Here is a 23,332-nt window from a genome sequence, read left to right on the forward strand (position 1 = left end):
CGATCGGTTTCCATCGTTTATATTTCATTCCATCTGCGGGGGCGCGATAACGAGACCGGCGCGGACAGGCCGGCGTCCTTCGAGATTTCGTCCAGGCACGAGCGTATTCCCTGGCCCGAACGAGCGGGCCGATGGAGACGGTCGCGTGGATCGAGGCCGAGCTTGCCCCTTAAACCGCGATACATTTCAGTCGGACCGAGCAAAAGGGGAAACGGGTGATGAGCTGGCACGGTGCGGACGACCCGGTTCCGGGCGATCACTTCTCCTGCGACGCGATCAAGACCCTGATCGTCCCGCGCTCGCGGGATCTAGGCTCGTTCTCCGTCCGGCGGGCTCTGCCGTCGACGGAGTGCCGGATGGTCGGTCCGTTCATCTTCTTCGACCAGATGGGGCCGTCCGAGTTCCTGCTCGGCCAGGGCATGGACGTGCGGCCCCATCCGCATATCGGCCTCTCCACCGTGACCTATCTGTTCGACGGCGAGATCATGCACCGGGACAGCCTGGGCACCGAACTGCCGATCCGTCCGGGCGAGCTCAACTGGATGACGGCCGGTCGCGGCATCACCCATTCGGAGCGGACCGGCGCCGGGCTGCGCCGGACCGGCTCGAAGCTGTTCGGCATCCAGAGCTGGGTCGCGCTCAGCGGCAAGGACGAGGAGACCGCCCCCGCCTTCGAGCATTACGAGGCGGATGCGCTGCCGATCCTCACCGGCGAGGGCAAGACCGTCCGGCTGATCGCCGGGGAGGCCTTCGGCGCGCGATCGCCGGTACGGACGTCGAGCCCGATGGTCTATGCCGACGTGATGCTGGAGGCAGGCGCCGTGCTGCCCCTCGATCCGACCTATGACGAGCGCGCGATCTACACCGTTTCGGGCGCCATCGATATCGCCGGGGACGGGTTCGGCCCCGGCCAGCTTCTGGTCTTCAATCCCGGCGACCGCATCAGCGTGCGGGCGACCGAAGCCGCGCGGTTCATGGTGCTGGGCGGCGAGCCCATGGATGGGCCGCGCCATCTCTGGTGGAACTTCGTCTCCTCGCGCCCCGAGCGGATCGAGCAGGCCAAGGAGGATTGGCACCAGGCCCGCTTCGACACCGTGCCCGGCGAATCCGAGTTCATCCCGTTACCGGAATCACCCCCGCCCGTGCGCTACCCCTGATGCGTGAGACCGGAGCGAGGCCGATGGGGCGTCGCCCGCGAACCCTCTTCCAGCGGAGACGTCGACATCATGGCAGTTGAAGCATCCGGTGCCGCGAGCGAACTCGTCCAGGTGGTGGCCCTCCTCGCCGCCGGCGTCGTCGCGGTGCCGGTGTTCAAGCGGATCGGCCTGGGTTCGGTCCTCGGCTACCTCGTGGCGGGGCTCGCCATCGGCCCGTTCGGCCTCGGCCTGTTCTCGGATGCCCACGCCATCCTGCATGTGGCGGAACTCGGCGTGGTGATGTTCCTGTTCATCATCGGGCTGGAGATGGAACCGTCCCGGCTCTGGGGCATGCGGCGCGAGATCTTCGGGCTCGGTCTCGCCCAGGTCGGCGTCTGCATCGCCGCTTTGACGCTCGTCGGCATCGTCATGGGGTTCTCGCCCGCCATCGCGTTCGTGGCCGGCACCGGCTTCGTCCTGACCTCCACGGCCATCGTCATGCAGCTTCTCGAGGAGCGCGGGTCGCTCTCGACGCCGAAGGGACAGCGCATCGTGGCGATCCTCCTGCTGGAGGATCTCGCCATCGTGCCGCTGCTCGCCATCGTCGCGCTGCTGGCACCCGGCGGGCAGGCGACCGGCACGATGGAGCGCGTCTCCAGCATCGGCATCGCCCTCGGGTCCGTGGCCGCCCTGGTGGCGGCGGGGCGCTGGCTGCTCAACCCGCTGTTCCGCCTGCTCGCCGCGGCCAAGGCCCGCGAGGTGATGACGGCGGCCGCCCTCCTCGTCGTGCTCGGCTCGGCCCTGGCCATGCAGCTCGGCGGGCTGTCCATGGCGATGGGTGCCTTTCTGGCGGGCGTCCTCCTCTCGGAATCGAGCTTCCGGCACCAGCTGGAGGCCGATATCGAGCCGTTCCGGGGCATCCTGCTCGGCCTGTTCTTCCTCGGCGTCGGCATGTCCCTCGACCTCACGGTCATCGCCGCGAACGGTGTGCTCATCGTCACCGGTGTCGCCGCCTACATGGTGGTGAAGAGCATCGTCATCTACGCCGTCGCCCGTCTCCTGCGCGCCTTGCATCCCGAGGCGGTGGAGCACGCGGCCCTGATGGCGCAGGGCGGCGAGTTCGCCTTCGTGCTCTATGCCGCCGCCGCGAGCGCGGGCATCATCGACGGCACCACCAACGCGATCCTGACGGCGACGATCATCCTCTCCATGGCCGTCACGCCGCTGATGGTCATCGCCTTCGACCGCCTCGGCCCTAAGGCCCCGGTCTCGACGGAGGGGGTCGAGGTGCCGGAGAACCTCGTGGGCAGCGCCCTCATCATCGGCTTCGGCCGTTTCGGCCAGGTGGTGAGCCAGCCGCTGATCTCGCGCGGCTGCTCGGTGTCGATCATCGACACCAATCCCGCCTATATCCGCATCGCCGAACAATTCGGCTTCAAGGTCTATTACGGCGACGGCGCGCGCCTCGACATCCTGCACGCGGCCGGGGCCGCCACGGCGCGGGCGATCCTGATCTGCATCGACGACCGCGAGGCCGCCCGGCGCATCGCCGAACTGGCCAGGGCCGAATTCCCCCTGGTGCCCGTCCTCGCCCGCGCCCGCGACCGCGAGCACGCGATCGAACTCATCCATGCCGGCGTCGCCTACCAGCTCCGGGAGACGTTCGAATCGGCTCTTGCCTTCGGCGAGCAGGCGCTCCTCGCCATCGGCGACGAGCCGGGCGCCGCCAGCGCGGTCATGGCCGAAGTCCGTCGCCGCGACGCCGAGCGGTTGGATATGGAGACCGTGGGCGGGATCTATGCCGGGCGCGACCTGATCCGGGGGAATGCGGCGGAGGCCTGAGGAACGGCGATGTCGCCGGCCGCGCCTCACATGTCCGGCGGAGCGTCGGGATTGCCTTCGTGGCGGTCGCGTTGCGCCGCGGCGCGGGCGAGGAGGAGCAGCGTCACCGGCGTCGTCACGGTGAGGAACACGCCGATCAGGGCATCGCGCAGGACGAGGCGGCCCTCGATCAGGGACAGGAGCAGCATCGAGCTCATGAGGATCAGGGCCATGCCCAGGGTCGCGCCCAGGGTGGGGGCATGGACGCGCTCGTAGAACGTCCGGAGGCGGATGAGGCCGAAGGCGCCGGTGAGCGAGAAGCCCGCGCCGGCGATTGCGAGAACCACCACCAGCCACGCAGCCCAGACGGGCAGTCCGGCCCCGTTCACTGGATCACCTCGCCCTGCATCAGGAACTTCGCCAGCGCCACGGTGGCGGTGAAGCCGATCATCCCGAGGATCAGAGCGGCCTCGAAATAGAGGCCGCTGCCGGTGCGCATGCCGTGGACCACCACCGCCAGCATGCCGTTGAGGTAGAGGGTATCGAGGCCGAGGATGCGGTCCTGGGCGCGGGGGCCGCGCAGCATCCGCCATGCGGCGAGCGCCATGGCCAGAACCAGCATCCCCTGGGCGAAGCCGAGCCCCCAGTCGAGAACGGTGGTGGCGCTCATGGAAAGAACCTCATGGGACGAAGAAAATCATGGACCGAAAATCTGCATCAGGGGGCGCTCGTAGCGGTCCTTCACCCGTCGCACCCATTCGTCGCCCTTCGTGTAGTCGAGCACGTGCATGAGCAGGCTGCCGGTATCGGAATCGTACTGAACCCAGAGCGTGCCCGGCGTGCCGGTGAGGATGATCGACAGGAGTGCGATGCCGAACGGCTCGCGCATGTCGAGGGGAATGGTGACGAAGCCGGTCCGCCGTTCGCCCCGGCGCAACCCGAGGATGATGCGGGCGACGTCGATGTTCGAGCGCACCATGTCGTAGAGCACGGTCACCGCGAGTCGGACGAGGGTGCCGGGCGCGCGCACGCGCACCGGCTGAGGTCTCAGCGCCAGCATGACGGCGGGAACCGTGAGGCCGATCAGGAGCGCCAGCAGGACGTTGCCTGGTGAGAGCGGCGCGTTCAGCAGGAGCCATGTCGCGGCGAGGCAGGCCGACAGAAGGGGGTAGGGCAGAATGCGGCTCATGACCCGCCGCCTTCCTGAGGCACCCCGAGGACGGCGCGAACGTAATCCTGTGGCTGCGCCAACCAGCGGACGGTCTCGTCGGCATAGGCGAGGGCCGGGCCGCCCCAGAGGGCGAGGGCCAGGCAGGCGGCGAGCAGGCCGGCGAGGGCGGTGAATTCCGAGAGGCGCAGGACCGGCGGCGGGTCGTCGCTCGGAACCCAGAGATTCTTGATGCCGAGCCGCACCATCGGCATCAGCGTGGCGAAGCTCGAGAGCGTCAGCGCGGCGATGAGCCACCAGGCGGACGCGGTCATCGTGCCCGTGGTGAGCCCCGTGAAGATCGCGAGCTTGCCGACGAAACCGGAGAGCGGAGGGATTCCCGCCAGCATCAGCGTGCAGACGAGGAAGCCGCTCCCGAGAAGCGCCACCGCCGCGGGGATCGCCCGCCCGATCTCGGTGGCATCGGCATCGTCGAAGGGGTCGCGGTACTCGTCGGCGAAGACGGCCCGGGCGGCCTCCAGCGGGTCGCGCCCGCGCTGGAGGATCTCGGCCAACAGGAACAGGGCGCCTGCCGCGAGGGTGGAGCCGAGGAGGTAGTATAGGGCGCCCGAGAGCGCCCCGTCGTTACCCGTTCCCAAGGCCGCCAGCACGGTGCCCGACGAGATCATCACCGCGTAGCCCGCCGCTCGCGTGAGGTCGCGCGCGGCGAGGATGCCGATGGCGCCATACGCCATCGTCGCGAGACCGGCGGCGAAGATCCAGGTCTGTCCGAACCCCTCCGACAGTCCCGCCCCGAACAGCAGCAGGCTCAGGCGCATCACCACATAGACGCCGACCTTGCTCAGGATCGCGAGGATCGCGGCCGCGGGCGCGCTCGCCGCCGCGTAGGTGGTGGGCAGCCAGAATCCGAGCGGCCAGGCGCTGCACTTGATGAGGAAGGCGATCCCGAGGACGGCGCAGCCGATCTCGAACAGGGCGAGTTCCCCCGCCTCCGGGACCGCGAGCCGCCGGGCGAGGTCGGCCATGTTGAGGGTCCCCATCGTGCCGTAGATGAGGCTGACGCCGATGAGGAAGAACAGCGAGGCGACGAGGTTGACCGCGATGTAGCCGAGGCCGGCCCGGATCCGCGTCTCGCCCGATCCGTGCAGGACGAGACCGTAGGAGGCGGCCAGCATCACCTCGAAGAACACGAAGAGGTTGAACAGGTCTCCAGTGAGGAAGGCGCCGTTCACGCCCATCAGGAGCAGCAGGAACAGGCCGTGGAAGCGCGGCCCCGCCCGGCCCCAGCGGGCAAAGGAGAAGATCAGGGCGCACAGGCCCAGCACGCTGCCGAGCGCCAGCATCAGGGCCGAGAGCCGGTCTGCCACCAGGACGATCCCGTAGGGCGCGGCCCAGTTGCCGAGGCGGTAGATCTGCGCCGCCTCGCTCGCGCGCCAGACAAGGGCGAGGGCGATGCCGAGGAGGGCCAGCACCGTGGCGAGGCTGAGCGCCCCTTTCAACCGACTCCGGCGCTCGTCCATGAGGAACATCGCCCCGGCCACCGCGATCGGCAGCACGATGGGCAGGACGACGAGATGCTCGGTCCAGTCGCTGACGAGGGGGGCATTCAGAACCGTGGCGTTCATGGATGCGGATTCTCTGGATTCGGCTCCGCCAGATGCGGCTCGCGGCCGTCGACATGGTCGCTGCCGGTGATGCCGCGGGCGGCAAGCAGCACGACGAGGAAGAGCGCGGTGAGCGCGAAGCCGATCACCAGGGCGGTGAGGACCAGGGCCTGCGGCACCGGATCGTCCACCGAGACGATGTCGGCCCCGGCGCCGAGCACCGGCGGCGCGCCCACGGTCAGACGGCCCATGGCGAAGATGAAGAGGTTGACGGCGTAGCTCAGCAGCGAGATGCCCAGCACGACCTGGAAGGTGCGGGGGCGCAGCATCAGCCAGATGCCCGAGGCGGCGAAGACGCCGATCCCCAGGGACAGGACGATCTCCATCAGGCGGGCTCCTTCTCGACGGCCCGCTCCACCCCCGACTCGGCGGGGCGGGTGCGCCGCAGGGATTGGTGAGCCAGGGCGACGAGCATCAGCGCGCTGGCGCCCACCACCAGCACCATGATCCCGAGATCGAACAGCAGGGCGCTCGCCACCGGAACCTTGCCCAGGAGCGGAGGCTCCCAATAGGCGAAATAGGCGGTCAGGAACGGACGCCCGAACAGCCAGGAGCCGGCGCCGACCAGGACGGAGACCAGCAGGCCGATGCCGATCCAAGAGATCGGCTGGATCCGCAGCCGCTCTTCGACCCACTGCGCGCCCTGGGCCATGTATTGCAGCATGAAGGCGATGGTGAGCGCGATGCCCGCCGCGAAGCCGCCGCCCGGCAGGTCGTGTCCGCGCAGGAACAGGTGCAGGGCGAGGAGAACGATGAAGGGGAACAGCCACGTCATCACCACTCGGGGGACGAGGAGGGCATCGGCGGCGGTGTCGCCGAGGCTGCGGCCCTCGCGGGCATCGTCATAGGCGTCGTGATTCACCTGCTGCTTGGGAGGCCCCAGACTGTCCGCAGCGGGGCGGAAGCGGCGCAGGAGCGCGAACACCGTCAGACCGACGATGCCGAGCACGCAGATTTCGCCCAGCGTGTCGAAGGCGCGGAAATCCACCAGCAGCACGTTGACGACGTTGCGCCCGCCCGCCAGCGGGTAGGCCTCCTCGACGAACCAGCGAGCAATGCCGTCGACGGCGGGCCGGGTCATCACGGCGTAGGCCAGCCCGGCGAGCCCGAGCCCGGCAAAGGCGGCGATGCACAGGTCGACGAGACGGCGACGGCGCGACCGCGCCTTCTCCGCGGCCGGCGCCGGAATCGCCGCGTCGCGCTTGGGAAGCCAGCGCAGGCCGAGGAGGAGCAGGACGGTGGTGACGATCTCCACCAGGATCTGCGTCACCGCGAGATCCGGGGCGGAGAGCCAGAGGAAGGTGAGGCTGCTGACGAGGCCCGCCCCGCCGACGAAGATCGCGGCGGACAGCCGGTGGTACTTCGCCCGCTCCGCCGCACCGACGGCGCAGGCAGCGCCCACGAGCCACATCAGCCCGAAGGCCGGGTCGAACGCCGTGGTCTTACCCGGCGCGAACAGGTCGAGCCCCCGTGCGGCTCCCGCTACGACGGCGGCCAGGAGTACGGTGAGGAAGAGGATGCGCAATTGTGCCTGGAGGCGTTCGGCGCCGAGACCCGCTTCCAGCCGGCGGGCACCGTTCACGAGGCCGGTCATCGTCCGCTCGAACAGCCATCCGCCGTCGATCCGGTCCATGAGCCAGGGGCCGCCGCGGGGATTGGTGTTGATCCGCCGCCCGAACGCCACGTAGAGCGCGATGCCGCCCAGCAGTGCCACCACGCTGAGCGCCAGCGGCGCGTTGAAGCCGTGCCAGATGGCGAGGTCGTAATCGGGCGTCCGTTCGTCGAGGACGGCCCGGACGGCGCCTGCGAGGAGGGGACCGATCGTCAGGTTCGGCACGAGGCCGATGGCGACGCAGACGAGGACGAGCAGCTCGATCGGGATCCGCATCCAGCGGACCGGCTCGTGCGGGGCATGCGGCAGATCGTGGGGGGGCGGCCCGAAGAAGGCCTGCCGGATGAAGCGCACGGAGTAGAGCATGGTGAAGGCGCTCGCCAACGTCGCCAGCACGGGCAAAGCGAGGTTGAGCAGGTGGCCATCGGCGTTGTCCACCGCCTCCGCCAGGAACATCTCCTTCGACAGGAAGCCGTTGAGGAGCGGCACCCCCGCCATCGCGGCGGCGGCGACCATCGCCAGCGTCGCCGTATAGGGCATCGCCCGCCATAGGCCGCTGAGGCGGCGCATGTCGCGCGTCCCGGTCTCGTGGTCGATGATGCCCACCGCCATGAACAGCGAGGCCTTGAACGTCGCGTGGTTCACCGTGTGGAAGATCGCCGCCACCACGGCCAGCGGCGAATCGAGGCCGAGGAGCAGGGTGATCAGCCCGAGATGGCTGATGGTGGAATAGGCGAGCAGGCCCTTGAGATCGTGCTGGAAGATCGCGCTCCAGGCGCCCACCAGCATCGTGATCATGCCGGCGGTGCCGACGATCCAGTACCAGGCCTCGGTGTCGGCCAGCACCGGCCAGAACCGGATCATCAGGAAGATGCCGGCCTTCACCATGGTCGCCGAATGCAGGTAGGCGCTGATCGGCGTCGGTGCCGCCATGGCGCGCGGCAGCCAGATGTGAAACGGGAACTGCGCCGATTTGGTGAGCGCGCCGGCCAGGACCAGCACCAGGGCCGGCAGGTAGAGCGGGCTGCGGCGGATCGCGTCGCCGGAGGCGAGCACCACCGAGAGGTCGTAGCTGCCCACGATCTGCCCGATCAGCACCAGCCCGACGAACAGGCAGAGGCCCCCCGCCGCCGTGATGGTGAGGGCCATTCGCGCGCCGTCACGGGCGGAGGCGTTGTCGGACCAGTAGCCGATGAGCAGGAACGAGACGATGCTCGTCAATTCCCAGAAGACGAAGAGCTGGATCAGGTTGCCCGAGAGCACGATGCCGAGCATCGCGCCGACGAAGGCGAGGAAATACGAGAACAGGCGCGGCACCGGGTCCGCTTCCGCCATGTAGTAGCGCGCATAGAGGACCACGAGCGCGCCGATCCCGAGTACAAGGACGGTGAACAGCCAGGACAGCCCGTCGAGCCGCAGCACGAAGCGGACGCCAAGCGTCGGCAGCCAGTCCATCGCCCAGATCACGGGGTCCGGGCCGGCGACGGCGGGGTAGAGGAGACCGATGCAGGCGAGGCAGGTCACCATCACGACACCGGCGACGATCGCCGCGGCGTTGCGCGCATGGCCCGGCAGGCAGATCGCCACGACGCTACCGAGGAAGGGCAGGATGGCGGCGGTGGCGAGTAGCAGGTGAGGCGGCATCGGCTCGGGCAAGATCCTCGTTGGGCGGGACCGCCCTCCATCGGGTGCGGAGGGGATCCCGGCGAAGCGAAGAGCGGGGCGCTCGCGTCGGTCAGCTGCGGTATAGGCTGCAACATCGGACGTGGCGAGGGCGGAGAGCCGCGAGAATCCGGGAATTTCCGCGACATCGAAGGCACTTCCGCCTCTTTTCCGGCGGCCTATTCCCGTCGGCGCGACATCGGCTTGCTGAGATAGGCCGATCCCGCGAGGAGGAAGCGCCACGGGGTGTCTGCCCCGCGGGTGATGCCGATACGGCGGTCTGCCCGGATCTCCGGTGTCGCGTGTCGGTCCTCCAATTCGAAGGGCGGCCGGTCGAGGGGGAGGCCGTCGTGCAGGCTCGTCACCGCCAGGGCCTGACACAGTCGGCCAGGGCCCGCGCAGAGGAGACGGAGAGCGTCGAGCCCGCGCCGCTCGCGCATGGTCTCGATGCCTTGCCCCGGCTCGAGTGCGCGGATCAGCACCGCGCTTCCCGGTTCGCAGACGAGGTTGAGGCACCAGTGCATGCCGTAGGACCGGTAGACATAGGCATGGCCCGGCGGCCCGAACATGCTGGCGTTGCGCCGGGTCGGGCCATTGAAACTATGGGAGGCCGGGTCGCTCCGGTCATAGGCCTCCGTCTCGACGACGAGTCCGCCGATTCCGGAGACGAGGAGGCGGCAGCCGATCAGGTCGGCGGCGACTCTCGCCGCCGGCCGCGCGTAGAACTCCGCACCGAGACTCACGGCTTGGCGGAACCGCCATCCAGCACGCGGGCGATGCCGTCCGGCCCGAGTTTCAGCGCCACGCGGATCGCGCGTTCGACGAAGGCCTGGGGCGTGAGGCCGGCGAGCTTGGCCCCCCGCGACACGTCGAGGCCGAGGCCGAGATCGATCGTTACCTGCGTCGTGCGGGGGACAGGGGCCGGCGGTTCAGCCGACACGCCCGGAGGGGGGACCACCGCCGGGACGGCGGGAGACGGCACCGGCTCGCCCGCCGGAGCCAGGCCGAGGGCCTGCCGTCGCCCCTGCGCCGCCAGCCGGTCGGCCCGCTCGTTGCCGACATTGCCGGTATGGCCGCGCACCCAGGTCCACTTCACGTCGCGGGCGGCGTTCAGGGCATCGAGTTCCTGCATCAGCTCGACGTTCTTCACCGGCCCGGTGCTGGTGTGCCAGCCCTTCGCCTTCCAGCCGCGCATCCACTCGGTGACCGATTTGATGACGTACTGGCTGTCGCAGCGCATCTCGATCGCCGAGCCGGCGGGGAAATGCGACAGGGCCTTGATCGCCGCCGTCAGTTCCATCCGGTTGTTGGTGGTCGCGCGGTCGCCACCACACAACTCGATCTTGCCCTCCGGCCCCTCGATCACCACGCCCCATCCACCGGGGCCGGGATTCGGATCGCAGCCGCCATCGGCATAGGCGACGGCGCGGGCGAGGGCGGGCTTCGTGGTCGTCATGACGCTGATCTCGTGTCCGGGGCAGCGGGGCCCCTAACACGAGCCGCAGGGTCAGGGCGATTGCAGCGCCACACCGGCGGGCCGGATCTCGTAGTGGATCGGCTTGAAGGCGTTGTTGTTCGACTGCAGGGCCGAACACGCGGTAAGCCCGATGATCAGGTCGGTCTCCGCCTCGAACGTCACATGATCGCCGGCCCGGCTCAGGGGCGGCTCGACCTTCAATTCCCCGGTCTCTCCGCTCACCACGACATTCATGAACACGTTGAAGGCCACCGGGATCCGGTCGGGCTCGATGCCGTAAGGCGCGAGCGCCGCGGCGAGGTTGCCGAAACAGCCGCGGTGCGGATGCGCGTCGCCATAGATGATGCGGAACGTGTCGGCCGAGCAGGGGGTGAGGAGGAAATCGTGCCGCCCCACCGTATCTTCGACGATACGCAGGAGGACGTTGGAGCGGTTGGAGTAGATCGGGTCGCCCGTCGTCAGGTAGATGCGGCTCGCATAATCGAGGGTCCGGCCCGACGAGATCACCTCGTTGCGGTCGGCGGCCGAGAAGGCGAGGAGGTCGGCCACCTGTTCGCCCTTCGGGTCGATGACGGTGAGGCGGTCGCCCTTGGCGAGCTCGAAGGCGACGCCACTGCGGGGCGCGATCTCGTGGCGGCGGATGGGGGGGAGGGCGGTGTCAGGCGGCATCGCGGCCATTCTCGGCGACGGGGTCATTGGCGCCCGTCGCCCGCCCCTGGAACGGACAGACCCAGTCGCCGCCGACGGCGCGGCCGCTATACTGGCGCGCCTCGGAAGCATCACCGTGCCGGGCCAGCATCGGATTGATCGAGCCGGCCAGCGCCTCGTCGCGGGCGAGGATCGCCGAGCGCAGCCCCTCGTAGCGGCCCTCCGCGCGCAGCTGCTCGAATTGCGCGCGCACATTGAAGACGAGGACGGGATGCGAGAAGCGGCGGGCGGGCCGGCTCGCGCCGGGATGCATTCCGACAATAAAAAACGCCTCGCCGCCGAAGGACAGGGCGAAATGCGGGTCGTCCGGGTCGGCCTGCACACGCTTGTCGTAACGCTGGCCGAGGAAGGCGTCCTTGTCGGACAGGGATTGCACGCGGTCCCACAGGTGCCCCTCGAACAGCTCTTCCGACAGGGGCGCCGCCTTCTCGAACACCACGGCAAAGCTCTGGAACAGCTTCGGGTTCGCCCTGTAGCGGCAAATGAAGGCGAGGAGCGCCGGATAGATCCGCGTGTCGTCCCAGCCCGAAGCGACGTCGCGCGCGACCAGGACTTTCAGCTGCCCCTTGGCGAGGGCCGATTTCGCGCCGACGCAGGGGAAGGGCTGATCCTTGATGAAGGCGTGGAATTCCAAGGCGAGGGGGTGCGCGGCATCGTCGGTGGGAAACAGCATGAGGCTCCGGATCGTTGTCGGTCGAGGCTCGCTTGTGCGACTGGCCTTGATGAGGACATGGCAAACCGATCGCCGCCGGGGAGGTTCCGACTCGTTCAGGGACAGGACGTCGCTATCCACAGGATTGCATGAGATCAGCCAAGATGAGGGCGGATACGTCGCATGGTCTCATCTGGGACGGTTGGTCCTGTTTCATACAGTGAACTGCGCTTACCGAGCGATCCGCCCGCCACATCTTGAGCGCGACTTGACGTAGATTCGAGGAGACTCCGCATAGGCCGGTGGTCGGGATATGAAGGAGACGGCCCGTTCCGCAGGGCCGGTATGCGACCCACAATGAAGACCTTTGGAAGGTCCGCTTCGTGCGGTTTTCTGCCGGTCCGTTTTTCGGCATCATCGCCGGGAAAGCTGCGCCCTAACGAATGCTGAACGAACGACTACGCTTGTCCCGCGTCACCACACAGGACTTGGTCGATGTTGAAGGCGTCTTCGACGATCTACAGAAGTATTCCACCTACGTTGATGGTGGATGCCGAAGAGAAGGAGCGGCGTTCGAATTTGCGACGGCTCGTCCGCCCAGCGCCTCAATCGAAGACAAGCATTCTTTCGTTGCTCACCAAGATGGGTATCCAGTGGGCTTGTTGGATATCATCGACGGATACCCCCTCCTCGGAACCGCCTTCATCGGTCTTCTTGCCGTGCGGGAGAACTTGCATGGCGCCGGGCTCGGTCGTGATCTTTATACGCAAGCGGAGACATTCATTCGAGACGATCTTGAAGCCCGTGTGATCAGGCTCTCAGTCGTCGAAGCCAATCCCGTGGGTGGCTTCTGGAAGCGAATGGGGTTTGTGCCGACCGGTGAATGGAAGCCCTACGAAGTCCAGACCGTCGCTTCGCGGTTGATCTTGATGGAGAAGCTCATTTGCTCTCCGGCGAAGTGACGAGTTGAGTCGAGGGCCTTGGCGACGGGGGGGGCGTCACTGGCTTTTCCCTCCCACAGGGAGGGATTCGGCCTCTGTGTGGTGGAGGGCGGATGCGGTCTATACCGGCATCCAGGGCGCCATCGACAGGCACATCGCAACCAGGGGAATCGCCGGTCCCGAACAGGCGCACTACACCCCCCTCTGGGCGCCGGGACCACAGGCGCCCAGCCTCGATTGTCTGGCGGCCGGCATCGGCAGCGTGATCTGGGCGACGGGCTTCCGCGCCGATTACGCCATCATCGACGCTCCCGCCTTCGACGGGCGCGGCCTGCCGATCCACACGCGCGGCGTCACCCCGGTGGACGGCCTGTCCTTCGTCGGCCTGCCCTGGCTCCACACCTGGGGCTCGGGCCACTTCTCCGGGATCGCGCGGGATACGGAGTATCTGGCGGAAAGGCGGTTAAGATGCGGGCTGAACGCTCAGTCGGAGAGCCGCTGTCGATGGCGAGTTGTGGCCTCGGATCGAAAGCATGAGCGTTCGTCGGCTTGGGCGGTCGGAGAGGGTGCGAAGAGATGCATCTGCAATAAAGGCAAGATTTTTATTCAATTTTAATTTTTAAGACATCCTAATTGCTATTAATTGGCAATAAATATTCTATCTATTATCAAATTTAGTAGGGTTTAATTTGATAGTTAAAAATATCATCAGTATTTAGTGCGACGCGAACGGCTGTATTGGTTGCAAAATTAACACTCTCGGCCATATTTGGTGAATACGTATCCATGGCCACTTGTCGGGAAGTGTGACCGTTTCTATTTTTGCCGCCGCATATTTGAGCAGGGATAATGCGGACGATGTTGGTCAATGTTGGCGAGCCGTTCAAGACGGACGATCTCTTTGGCAATGGTTTCGTTAGTGGTGTCGTGCCGACGGCGCAGGGTGGATACTCGATACTGCAAACTTATCAGAGTAATGATTGGTCCACCGGTACCGTCATCCAATCGCAATACCTCCAGACGTTCAACGCAGCCGGAGTGGCTATCGGGAATCCGATCAAGCTCGGCACCACGCCCGTGGACAACGTTCACGACGTCGGCGACGGATCGTACCTCGTCAGCATCGACAAAAGCGTTCAGCGCTTCGACGATGCCGGCTTTCACATCGACGGCAAGATCGCGCTCGCGACGATGACCGCATCGGGGAAACTAGCGACGTTCTACACGACCGCTCTGGCGACGGTCGACGGGACGGATGACCATTTCGGCCAGGATGTCGGCATTGCCTACGGCAACACCGGGACGACCGCCTTGGCTCGGATCGCCGCCGGGACGACGGATGGCGACAACGACAGGGTCGTCGACATCTTCGATGCCGCGCATCGCCTGAAGGCGACCGTCGTCGTCGACCGCGACATGACCGGCGACGTGCATCAAAGCACCAAGGTGCTCGCCCTTTCGGACGGACGCTACCTGGTGACCTGGACCGAATCGGACGCCACCGGCGTCGACGTCATGGCCCGCGTGGTCACGGCCGCCGGCAAGGTGTCGGGCGCCGCGTTCCTGCTCGGCCATGCCGACGATCTGGCGACGCCGGCGGATGTCGATGTGAAATACGCGACGACGGCCCTCGCCAACGGCAACTTCGCGTTCGCATTTCAAGCATCCGAGTATTATTTTGACCAGACCGGACAGGGGCAATCCGAGGACATCCGGAATCCCGTCGATTCCTCGATCTGGATCGCCGGCAGCAAGGGATTCACGCACGGAGCGGACCTCGTGCGGCACACGGAACTGAGCAATCCCTACTTCGAGTCCATGATCGCCCTCTCGAACGGGAAGATCCTCCAAGTGGTGAGTGATTTCCAAGAGCTCGGGGAGAACGTGAACCTCGCGAGCCTGCACGGATATCTCTACGACGAGAACGGCAAGGCGACGGGCGACGAATACGAGTTCTTCTCCGATGCGGTCACGCCGAACTATTTCAGCGATGGCGGCTATCCCGTGGCCCTCAGCAATGGCCAGTTCGCCATCGTCAGCTCTGACTATTCCTACGGATCGAACGAATCCAACTCGCAAGACATCGTCCAGGTGTATTCCACGACCACGGCCGATTACTTTGCCGTCGCTGGGGCAACGGCGGGCGACAACATTCTGAAGGGTGCCAGCGCATCGGCGAGGGCTGACCTGCTCAACGGATTGGACGGCAACGACAAGCTCTACGGTTATACCGGCAACGACAAACTTCTCGGCGGCAACGGCAACGATCTCCTCGACGGCGGCAAGGGAGCCGACGCGATGGAGGGCGGTGCCGGCGACGACACTTACATCGTCGACAACATGGGCGATACGATCGTCGAGGGGCGCAACAAGGGTTCCGATCTCGTCAAGGCATCGGTCAACTACACGGCCGACGACAATGTCGACTCCATCCTGCTGACGGGCGCCGATGATCTTCGCGCCTTCGGTAATGCTCTTGCCAACACGGTCACGGGAAACACCGGCGCGAACGTCGTATACGGTCTCGGCGGCAACGACGTTCTCAACGGCGGGTTGAATACCGATCTCTTGAACGGCGGGCTCGGCAAGGACACGTTCGTGTTCGACACGACGCTCGGGCCGCAGAACGTCGACCGGATTATGGACTTCGTCGCCGCCGACGACACGATCAGGCTGGACGACGCCATCTTCAAGGGAATCGCCACCGGCACCCTCAAGGCGGCGCTGTTCAAGGACGTCGCCAGCGGCGCTGTCGATAAGACCGATCGCATTCTCTACGATCACACTACAGGAGAGGTCGCCTACGACGCTGACGGCAACGGGGCGGCCAAGGCCGTCGTCTTCGCCATTCTCGACACGCGGCCGCTCCTAACGGCGTCCGACTTCGTCATCGTCTGAGCGGACCCGATCCCCTCGAACGGAGCGGCCCGAACCATTGCGGTTCGGGCCGCTCCGTCGCGGATCATCCGATGATCTTGTCGATGGTGATCGGCAGGTCGCGGATACGCTTGCCGGTGGCGTGGAACACCGCGTTGGCGATGGCGGCCGCCGTGCCGACAATGCCGATCTCGCCGAGGCCCTTCACGCCCATCGGGTTGGCCTTGTCGTCCTCCTTCACGAAGATCACGTCGATGTCTTGGATGTCGGCATGGACCGGCACGTGGTACTCGCCGAAATTGTGGTTCATGAAGCGGCCGACCGTGTGGTCGAGCATGGACTCTTCCTCGAGCGCCGAGCCGATCCCCATGACCACGCCGCCGAGGATCTGGCTGCGCGCGGTCTTCGGATTGATGATCTTGCCCGCCGCGATCGCCGAGACGATGCGCGTGAGGCGGACCTGGCCCAGCTCCTCGTCGATCTTCACCTCGGCGAAGACGGCCGAGTGGGTGTAGGAGGAAAATTCCTTGGCGTGGCCCGAATCGGGGCCGGCGCTCTCGGTGGCCTCCACCTTGTCGACCCCCGCCGCCTTCATCGCCTCGACGAGGGAGATGCTGCGCGACGGGTCGCCGGCCACCTCGATCCGGCCGCCGGTAAAGACGACGCGCTCGAGATCGACATTGGCAAGCGGCGAGTCGTCCATGGCGCGGGCCATGGCGAAGACGTCCGCCGCGATCTTGCGGCAGGCCTTCATCACCGCAGTGCCGGAGGAGGCTGCCGTCCACGAGCCGCCGGCCACGGGAGCTTCGGCGAGATCGGTGTCGCCGAGCTTCGTCGTCACGTCCTCCATGGGCAGGCCGAGGGCGTCGGCGGCGATCTGCGTGAGGATGGTGTAGGTGCCGGTGCCGATGTCGCCGGTGGAGTTGCCGACCACGAGCTTGCCGTCGGCGGTGAGCGTCGCCTGCGCCGCGGACTTCTGCATCAGCGCTTCCCACACGCCGGTGGCCATGCCCCAGCCGACGAGTTCCTTGCCGTCCCGCATGGAGCGGGGCTCAGGATTGCGCTCCGACCAGCCGAAGCGCTCCGCGCCCTGCTCGTAGCAGGAGCGCAGGGCCTTCGAACCGAAGGGCTTGTCTTCGGTGGGGTCGCGGTCGGTGTAGTTGCTGAGTCGCACGGCGATCGGGTCCTGGCCGGTGGCGTAGGCCAGTTCGTCCATGGCGATCTCGAGAGCGAACACCCCCGTCACCGCGCCAGGAGCCCGCATGTCGGCGGGGGTGTAGGTGTCGATCTGCGTCAGCTTGTAGCCCAACGCGACGTTCTCGCAGCCGCCATAGAGGATAGCCGACCAATTGACGACGACCTCCTGGTAGTCCTCGAAGCGCGAGGTGCCCGACAGGGCATCGTGCTTGATCGACTGGAGCCTGCCGTTTTCGTCCGCACCGAGGGAGACGGTCTGGCGCACGTCGGGACGGTAGCCGAAAGTGAACATCTGGTCGCGGGTGAGGGTCACCCGCACCGAGCGCTCCAACTCGCGCGCGGCCATGACCGCGAGGAAGAGCTGGTATTGCGGGCGCAGGCCGAGGCCGAAGCCGCCTCCGAGATACGGGTTCAGGACCCGCACCTTGTCCTTGTCCATCCCGAACACGCCCGCGATGTAGCCCTGGCTGTTCGAGACGCCCTGGATCTTGTCGTAGACGGTGATCGCACCGTCGCCATCCCAGACCACGGTGGAAGCGTGCGGCTCCATCGGGTTGTGGTGCTCCACGGCCAGCGTGTAATCGCCACGCAGCTGGATCGGCGCCTTGGCGAAGGCGCCGTCGGCATCGCCCCGGGGCTCGGGCGGCGGCTTGATGCCGCCGCGCTTCTTGGGCGGCTCGTAAGCGAACTCACGTTGGCGCTCCACGTCGGTATGGGACTCCTCCGCCTCGTAGGCTACCTTCACCAGGGAGGCGGCATAGCGGGCTGTGCCGAAATCCTCCGCCACCACGAGGGCGACGGGCTGGCCGCTGTAATGGATCTTGTCGTCGTAGAGGGCGCGAAACGGTGAGCCGGGCGGCGCCACGGCGTCCTGGTAATTGTAGTCGAGCCAGGCCGTGCGCGGCCGGTTCTCATGAGTGAAGACCTTGAGGACACCGGGTACGGCTTCCGCCGCCGCGCTGTCGATGGCGGTGATGCGGCCCTTGGCGATGCCGCCGGAAACGACGTAGCCGTGGGCGAGGTCGATGGCGGTGAACTCGCCGGCGTATTTCGCCTGGCCGGTGACCTTGGCGGGGCCATCGACGCGACTGCGCGCGGTGCCGACGAAGCTGTCCGTGCCGGTGGAGGAGATGCTGTTGGCCATGTCTGGACGGGTCCTCAGGCGATGCGCTTGTCGGATTGCGACTGGGGCGTGCCGGCAGCAGCCTGGGTCAGGCCGCGGATGATGGCGCGCCGGGCGAGCTCAATCTTGAAGCCGTTCTCGGATTGGGGTTTGGCGTCCCGCATCACGATTTCGGCGGCGCCCTCGAAACTCTCGCGGGTGGCGGGTTTGCCCGTGAGGAAGGCCTCGGCCTCGGCGTTGCGCCAGGGCTTATGGGCGACACCGCCGAGCGCAAAGCGCGCCTCGCCGATCATGTCGCCGTCGAGGCGCACCAAAGCGGCCACCGACACCAGGGCGAAGGCGTAGGAAAGCCTGTCGCGCAGCTTCAGGTAGGTGTGGTGGCCGGCAAAATCCTCGTCCGGCAGATCAACGGACAGGACAATCTCGTCCGCCTTCAGAGCGGTGTCGTATTGCGGTGTGTCCCCCGGCAGGCGGTGGAACTCGGCAAAGGGAATGCGGCGCTCGCCCCCCGGTCCGGTGACGCGGACCTGCGCTTCGAGGGCCGCCAGTGCCACGCACATGTCGGACGGGTGGGTGGCGATGCATTTCTCGCTGGTGCCGAAGATGGCGTGGATGCGATTGACGCCGCCGATCGCCTGACAGCCCGAGCCCGGCTCGCGCTTGTTGCAGGGCGTGGCCTCGTCATAAAAATAATAGCAGCGGGTGCGCTGGTTGAGGTTGCCGCCGGTGGTGGCGGCATTGCGCAACTGGCCCGAGGCACCGGCCAGGATCGCGCTCGCCAGGAGCGGGTAGCGGTCCTTGATACGCTCGTCATAGGCCACTGCGGAATTGGTGACGAGGGCACCGATGCGCAGGCCCCCGTGATGCTCCTCAATGGCTTCGAGGGGCAGACGGGTGATGTCGACGAGGCGCTCAGGCCGCTCGACATTGTACTTCATCAGGTCGACGAGGTTGGTGCCGCCGGCGATGAAACGGGCCTTGGCAGTCGAGCCGATGGCCCTCACCGCCTCTTCGACCGTCGTCGGGCGGACGTAATCGAAGCGGTTCATCGGGCGGCTCCCGCGTGCATCACGTCTTCGATGGCATCGACGATGTTGGTGTAGGCGCCGCAGCGGCAGATATTGCCGCTCATGGCCTCGCGGATTTCTTCACGCGACGTGGCGTGACCTTCCGCGATCATCCCGGCGGCAGAGCAGAGCTGGCCAGGGGTGCAATATCCGCACTGGAAGGCGTCGCGCTCCACGAAAGCGGCCTGGAGCGGGTGCATCGCACCGTCCTGTCCGGCGTGTCTGGCGAGCCCCTCCACGGTGACGATCTCGGTGCCGTCCTTCATCACGGCCAGCGCGAGGCAGGAATTGATACGCTTGCCGTCCACCAGCACGGTGCAGGCGCCACACTGACCGTGGTCGCAGCCCTTCTTGGTACCGGTCAGGTCGAGATCCTCGCGTAGCAGATCGAGGAGGGTGGTCCACGGCGCCACCTGAAGCTCACGGACCTCGCCGTTGATGGTCAGGCTGATGCCGATGGTGGCCGGAGCGCCGGGCGATCCGCTGTCGATGAGCATGGGCGTGTCCTGAGGGATCAGGGGCCGGGCAGGGCACCGGCCGCGTTTCTCGAATGGGCGGAGGCGCGAGGGGAAGAAACGTCCACGCCCCACGCCGGTCCACTCGATAACCGTTCCAATCTGCGCCTGTTCCCGGGAGGGTGGTTTCCGTGTCGATCTTCGAATGCATGCCGAGCAGCATCTGAACGTCGTCCGAGCCCACGACGCTCCGCGACTTGGTTTGCGCCCGCTCATCCCCTCGGCTAACCCTGTCGCCATCCCCTCTTGTCAGAAGGACGCGCGATGGCCGCCCTCGACCCGGTTCTCAACGACATCGACCGCGACCTCGACAATGCCCTGGAGCGGCTGTTCGCCTTCCTGCGAATCCCGTCGATTTCCACCGATCCGGCCTATGCCGGCCATTGCCGCGAGGCGGCGCAATGGCTCACCGGCACCCTGACGGCGCTCGGGTTCGAGACGGCCATCCACGAGACCTCGCTGCATCCGGTGGTGCTGGCGCATGCGCCCAAGCCCGGCAAGCCGCACGTGCTGTTCTACGGCCATTACGACGTGCAACCGGTGGACCCGGAAAACCTGTGGGAGACGCTGCCCTTCGAGCCGCGCATCTCCCTGAATTCCAAGGGTGAGAAGCAGATCGTGGCGCGGGGGGCCTCGGACGACAAGGGTCAGGTCATGACCTTCGTCGAGGCCTGCCGCGCCTTCATCGCCATGGAGGGCGAACTGCCCTGCGGCGTCACTCTCCTCATCGAGGGCGCCGAGGAGAACGGCTCGCAGGGGCTGCCCGAGTGGGTCGCGGCGAATCGCGAAAAACTCGCGGCCGACATCGTCCTCGTCTGCGACACCAGCATGTGGAACCCGACCACGCCGGCCATCACCACCTCCCTGCGAGGCCTTGCCTATTTCGAGGTGAAGGTAACCTGCGCCGACCGCGACCTGCATTCGGGCTTCTTCGGCGGTGCGGCGCGCAACCCGATCCACGTCCTGTCCAAGATCATCGCCGACCTGCACGATGCCGATGGAAAGGTGACTCTTCCGGGTTTCTACGACGGCGTGCGCGAGACCCCCCCCGAGATCCTGGAGCAGTGGCGCGGCCTCGACTTCACGGCGGACAAGTTTCTGGGTCCCATCGGCCTGTCGGAGCCGGCCGGCGAGCGCGGGCGCATGCTCATCGAACTGATCCAGTCGCGTCCGGCCTGCGACGTCAACGGCATCATCGGCGGCTATACCGGCGAGGGCACCAAGACCGTCATCGCGGGGCAGGCCAGCGCCAAGATCTCGTTCCGCCTCGTGGACGACCAGGACCCCGAACAACTCGCGCGGACCTTCGAGGCCTTCGTGCGCGAGCGCATTCCGGCCGACTGTTCGGTGGAGGTGATCTGCTACAAGGGCAGCCGCGCCATCAGCCTGCCCTTCGACATGCCCGAACTGGACACCGCGAGGGGCGCGCTCGCCGAGGAATGGGGCGTTCCCGCCGTGACCATCGGCGCGGGCGGCTCGATCCCCATCGTCGGCGACTTCAAGCGCTTGCTCGACCGCAACACACTCCTCATCGGCTTCGGCCTCGACGACGACCGCATCCATTCGCCCAACGAGAAGTACGATCTCAGGAGCTTCCACAAGGGCACGCGCTCCTGGGCGCGCATCCTCGCGGCATTCGGGGAGCGCTGAGCGGGGTGCGCGGAAGCGATTGCCGGTCTTCCGCCCTGAAACCACCGGCTGCGAACCTGCTCAGGACGCTTCCGCACCCGACAGGCTCATCTTCGTGTCGAGCCAGTTCCACAGGGCGCGGATCTCCTCGGCGGCCCGGCCCTGGGGTGCGTATTCGGTGACGCCGAGGCCGGAGGCTACGGCGTCCTGATGATCCACCCGGTGCACGATGTTGGGTTCGGCCAGCACGCCCAGCGAGCGCAACTGTGCCGCATAGGCATCGGTGCGCGGGGAGGGCGGGGGCGGGCATTGATTGAGGACGAGGGCGAGCTGGCTCCGCATCCCGAGGCCGACGAGGGTCTGAAGGGTCGGCCTCGCGGCCACGAGGTCGAGCCGCGACGGCCGCACCGGCACGACGACGAGGTCGGCCGTTCGCAAGGCCGGGGCCAGACCCGTGGCGGTGCCGGCGGTGTCGATGACGACGAGGGTGGTTCCGTTCTCTCGGCAGTCTTCCAGGATCTCGGGCATCTGCCCAATCTCCCAGGCCTGGACCCGATCGACGCTCACTCCGCCCTTCCGGCGAAGAGCGCCCCAGCCGGCCAAAGACCCCTGCGGATCCAGGTCGAAGGCGATCACGCGTTCGCCATCCTCCGCCGCCGCCACGGACAGGGAGGCGGCGAGGCTCGTCTTGCCGGTGCCTCCCTTCTGCACGGCCATGGCGACGACGCGGATGCGCCGGCCGCCGGCCGGCTCCTCCGTCATCACGCCGGCCCGCCGACGCGCGGCCGATGGGTCTCGTCAGGCGCCATACGACCTGTCTCCGTCACCTCGAAAGCCCGCCATCGGCTCCGCCCAAGGCGGGCATGAAGGCAACACGCCCGCCGACTTCAGGGGACGCCCTATGGCAGGGATCGTCTCTGAATCGGACGGAGCGCGACCCCTCCGATCACCCCGTCCGGGCATTGCCGACGGGGCGATGAGCCCCGGCTCAGAACCGTCCGCGGCGCTGCGCGTCGAGGCTCCACGGACCCGCGCCCGCGGCGGCGAGGTAGAGGAAGAGGAAGCAGAACAGGATGGCCGCATCCCCGCTGTTGAGGGCAGGGAATGGGCTCTTCGGCGCATGGGCGATGAAATAGGCGAAGGCCATTTGGCCGGAGAGGATTAACGCCACCGGCCGGGTGAACAGGCCGAGGATGATCAGCGCGCCTCCGACGATCTCGAGGATGGCCGCGAACCAGAAGAGCGTGAACAGCGCCGGTGCCGCCCCGCCGCCCATGCGCATGGGGAACCCGAACAGCTTCTGCGTGCCATGCTCCAGAAACAGCACGCCGGCCACGATCCGCAGAATGCTGAGGAGGCGGGGAGCCCAGGTGGATGAGAGGGCGTTGAGATTCATGCTGAAACAATCTCCGAGGGGAGGGCCGTGCGTGCGGCCAAGCCTCCGCAATCAGCACGAAACCCCCTCCGTCGTCGACTCGCCGCGCGTGAGAAAAGTCACCGCGGCGTGCTTGCAGCCGCGGTGACGCTACAGCCTGGAATGTTTCTGATCTACGGCCCCGATTCTACGACTCCTTGAAGCCGTAATCCGGCACGCCTTCTTCGTTGTCATAATATTTATACGGCAAAAACTTTCCGGACAGGTTCATCTTCACCCGGTCGCCCTTGTTGTTGGGCTCTCGTTCCATGGTCATGTTGAAATCGATCGCCGACATGATGCCGTCTCCGAAATCCTCCTGGATCAGTTCTTTCCAGGTGGTGCCGTAGACCATCACCAACTCGTAGAACCGGTAGATCAGAGGGTCGGTGGGCGGCATCTGCGGGATCGAGCCGCGATAGGGCGCCTCGTTCAACATCCGCTCTTCGGATTCGGTCAGGCCGAACAGCTCCGCCGCCTTCCTGGCCTGGGCTTTCGGCAGCTTCATCTGCCCCATGCAGGCGGCGGTGATGAGGATCGGCGAGAGGCCGCCGATCTCGGCCTGGATGTGCTTCCAGGTCCAGCCCTTCTCGCGCTTGATGTCGAGGAGCTTTTCCGTGAGGTCTTCGCGCTTCATGTGAGGTCTCCGGTGGAGGAACGTAGGTGAGG

The 23,332-nt window shown here is 66.7% G+C and carries 22 protein-coding genes; 6 read left to right on the forward strand and 16 right to left on the reverse strand.

Annotated elements, in window-relative coordinates:
- Window positions 1–218: 218 nt before the first annotated feature.
- Entirely contained in the window at window positions 219–1,157 is a 939-nt protein-coding gene (locus tag MKK51_RS02085; RefSeq protein ID WP_243974677.1) for a pirin family protein, read from the forward strand.
- Window positions 1,158–1,226: 69 nt separating this feature from the next.
- Window positions 1,227–2,978: a monovalent cation:proton antiporter-2 (CPA2) family protein gene (locus MKK51_RS02090; protein ID WP_243974678.1), complete on the forward strand. Its 1,752-nt coding sequence runs from the start codon at window positions 1,227–1,229 to the stop codon at window positions 2,976–2,978.
- Window positions 2,979–3,004: 26 nt separating this feature from the next.
- On the opposite strand, the gene mnhG is transcribed toward MKK51_RS02090, so the two are convergent.
- From mnhG to gntA, 10 genes are all read right to left on the reverse strand, one after another.
- A complete protein-coding gene (mnhG, locus tag MKK51_RS02095; RefSeq protein ID WP_243974679.1) occupies window positions 3,005–3,346 on the reverse strand; it encodes a monovalent cation/H(+) antiporter subunit G in 342 nt (113 codons plus the stop codon).
- A complete protein-coding gene (locus tag MKK51_RS02100; RefSeq protein ID WP_027171019.1) occupies window positions 3,343–3,627 on the reverse strand; it encodes a K+/H+ antiporter subunit F in 285 nt (94 codons plus the stop codon). The genes mnhG and MKK51_RS02100 overlap by 4 nt, the downstream gene beginning before the upstream one ends.
- 27 nt (window positions 3,628–3,654) lie before the next feature.
- On the reverse strand, window positions 3,655–4,146 hold the full coding sequence (locus MKK51_RS02105) for a Na+/H+ antiporter subunit E (RefSeq protein ID WP_243974681.1): 492 nt from the start codon (window positions 4,144–4,146) through the stop codon (window positions 3,655–3,657).
- Window positions 4,143–5,750 (reverse strand): monovalent cation/H+ antiporter subunit D, encoded by a 1,608-nt coding sequence (locus MKK51_RS02110; protein ID WP_243974682.1) that lies wholly within the window; start codon window positions 5,748–5,750, stop codon window positions 4,143–4,145. The genes MKK51_RS02105 and MKK51_RS02110 overlap by 4 nt, the downstream gene beginning before the upstream one ends.
- Window positions 5,747–6,115 (reverse strand): Na+/H+ antiporter subunit C, encoded by a 369-nt coding sequence (locus MKK51_RS02115; protein ID WP_018041828.1) that lies wholly within the window; start codon window positions 6,113–6,115, stop codon window positions 5,747–5,749. Before MKK51_RS02115 ends, MKK51_RS02110 begins: the two co-directional genes overlap by 4 nt.
- Window positions 6,115–9,045 (reverse strand): monovalent cation/H+ antiporter subunit A, encoded by a 2,931-nt coding sequence (locus tag MKK51_RS02120; protein WP_243974683.1) that lies wholly within the window; start codon window positions 9,043–9,045, stop codon window positions 6,115–6,117. Before MKK51_RS02120 ends, MKK51_RS02115 begins: the two co-directional genes overlap by 1 nt.
- A gap of 197 nt (window positions 9,046–9,242) precedes the next feature.
- The gene (locus MKK51_RS02125; protein WP_243974684.1) at window positions 9,243–9,806 is read right to left on the reverse strand and encodes a DNA-3-methyladenine glycosylase; all 564 of its coding nucleotides are present in this window, start codon (window positions 9,804–9,806) and stop codon (window positions 9,243–9,245) included.
- Window positions 9,803–10,519, reverse strand: coding sequence for a ribonuclease HI (rnhA, locus tag MKK51_RS02130; RefSeq protein ID WP_243974685.1), 717 nt, complete (start codon window positions 10,517–10,519; stop codon window positions 9,803–9,805). Before rnhA ends, MKK51_RS02125 begins: the two co-directional genes overlap by 4 nt.
- A 51-nt stretch (window positions 10,520–10,570) precedes the next feature.
- Window positions 10,571–11,218, reverse strand: a complete 648-nt coding sequence (locus MKK51_RS02135) for a DUF1989 domain-containing protein (RefSeq protein WP_243974686.1) — start codon at window positions 11,216–11,218, stop codon at window positions 10,571–10,573.
- Window positions 11,199–11,921 (reverse strand): guanitoxin biosynthesis heme-dependent pre-guanitoxin N-hydroxylase GntA, encoded by a 723-nt coding sequence (gene gntA / locus MKK51_RS02140; RefSeq protein WP_243974687.1) that lies wholly within the window; start codon window positions 11,919–11,921, stop codon window positions 11,199–11,201. Before gntA ends, MKK51_RS02135 begins: the two co-directional genes overlap by 20 nt.
- A gap of 443 nt (window positions 11,922–12,364) precedes the next feature.
- Here gntA and MKK51_RS02145 point away from each other — a divergent pair, with 443 nt between their 5' ends.
- The 3 genes from MKK51_RS02145 to MKK51_RS27340 all read left to right on the forward strand — a co-directional run bounded on the left by MKK51_RS02145 (window position 12,365) and on the right by MKK51_RS27340 (window position 15,739).
- Window positions 12,365–12,862 (forward strand): GNAT family N-acetyltransferase, encoded by a 498-nt coding sequence (locus MKK51_RS02145; protein WP_243974688.1) that lies wholly within the window; start codon window positions 12,365–12,367, stop codon window positions 12,860–12,862.
- A 76-nt stretch (window positions 12,863–12,938) separates the two neighbouring features.
- Window positions 12,939–13,457, forward strand: a complete 519-nt coding sequence (locus MKK51_RS02150; protein ID WP_243974689.1) for a hypothetical protein — start codon at window positions 12,939–12,941, stop codon at window positions 13,455–13,457.
- Between the two features lie 422 nt (window positions 13,458–13,879).
- Window positions 13,880–15,739, forward strand: a complete 1,860-nt coding sequence (locus MKK51_RS27340) for a calcium-binding protein (RefSeq protein ID WP_243974691.1) — start codon at window positions 13,880–13,882, stop codon at window positions 15,737–15,739.
- Window positions 15,740–15,803: 64 nt separating this feature from the next.
- Here MKK51_RS27340 and MKK51_RS02160 read toward each other — a convergent pair whose 3' ends face one another.
- Genes MKK51_RS02160 through MKK51_RS02170 form a run of 3 tightly spaced genes read right to left on the reverse strand, consistent with a single transcriptional unit; the run spans window position 15,804 to window position 19,602 of the window.
- The gene (locus MKK51_RS02160; protein ID WP_243974693.1) at window positions 15,804–18,059 is read right to left on the reverse strand and encodes a xanthine dehydrogenase family protein molybdopterin-binding subunit; all 2,256 of its coding nucleotides are present in this window, start codon (window positions 18,057–18,059) and stop codon (window positions 15,804–15,806) included.
- 14 nt (window positions 18,060–18,073) lie between these two features.
- Window positions 18,074–19,087, reverse strand: a complete 1,014-nt coding sequence (locus MKK51_RS02165) for an FAD binding domain-containing protein (protein ID WP_243974695.1) — start codon at window positions 19,085–19,087, stop codon at window positions 18,074–18,076.
- A complete protein-coding gene (locus MKK51_RS02170) occupies window positions 19,084–19,602 on the reverse strand; it encodes a (2Fe-2S)-binding protein (RefSeq protein ID WP_243974696.1) in 519 nt (172 codons plus the stop codon). Before MKK51_RS02170 ends, MKK51_RS02165 begins: the two co-directional genes overlap by 4 nt.
- A 282-nt stretch (window positions 19,603–19,884) precedes the next feature.
- Between MKK51_RS02170 and MKK51_RS02175 the strand changes: the two genes are divergently transcribed.
- Entirely contained in the window at window positions 19,885–21,270 is a 1,386-nt protein-coding gene (locus MKK51_RS02175; protein WP_243974697.1) for a dipeptidase, read from the forward strand.
- 60 nt (window positions 21,271–21,330) lie between these two features.
- Here MKK51_RS02175 and MKK51_RS02180 read toward each other — a convergent pair whose 3' ends face one another.
- The 3 genes from MKK51_RS02180 to cynS all read right to left on the reverse strand — a co-directional run bounded on the left by MKK51_RS02180 (window position 21,331) and on the right by cynS (window position 23,300).
- Complete coding sequence (locus tag MKK51_RS02180) at window positions 21,331–22,011, reverse strand: AAA family ATPase (protein WP_243974698.1); 681 nt, start codon at window positions 22,009–22,011, stop codon at window positions 21,331–21,333.
- A 226-nt stretch (window positions 22,012–22,237) separates the two neighbouring features.
- On the reverse strand, window positions 22,238–22,645 hold the full coding sequence (locus tag MKK51_RS02185; protein ID WP_243974699.1) for a DoxX family protein: 408 nt from the start codon (window positions 22,643–22,645) through the stop codon (window positions 22,238–22,240).
- 166 nt (window positions 22,646–22,811) lie between these two features.
- Window positions 22,812–23,300 (reverse strand): cyanase, encoded by a 489-nt coding sequence (gene cynS / locus MKK51_RS02190; RefSeq protein WP_243974700.1) that lies wholly within the window; start codon window positions 23,298–23,300, stop codon window positions 22,812–22,814.
- Between the last annotated feature and the right edge of the window lie 32 nt (window positions 23,301–23,332).

Origin of the sequence: Methylobacterium sp. E-045, from assembly GCF_022829685.1 — a bacterium.
In the GTDB taxonomy this organism is placed as follows: Bacteria; Pseudomonadota; Alphaproteobacteria; order Rhizobiales; family Beijerinckiaceae; genus Methylobacterium.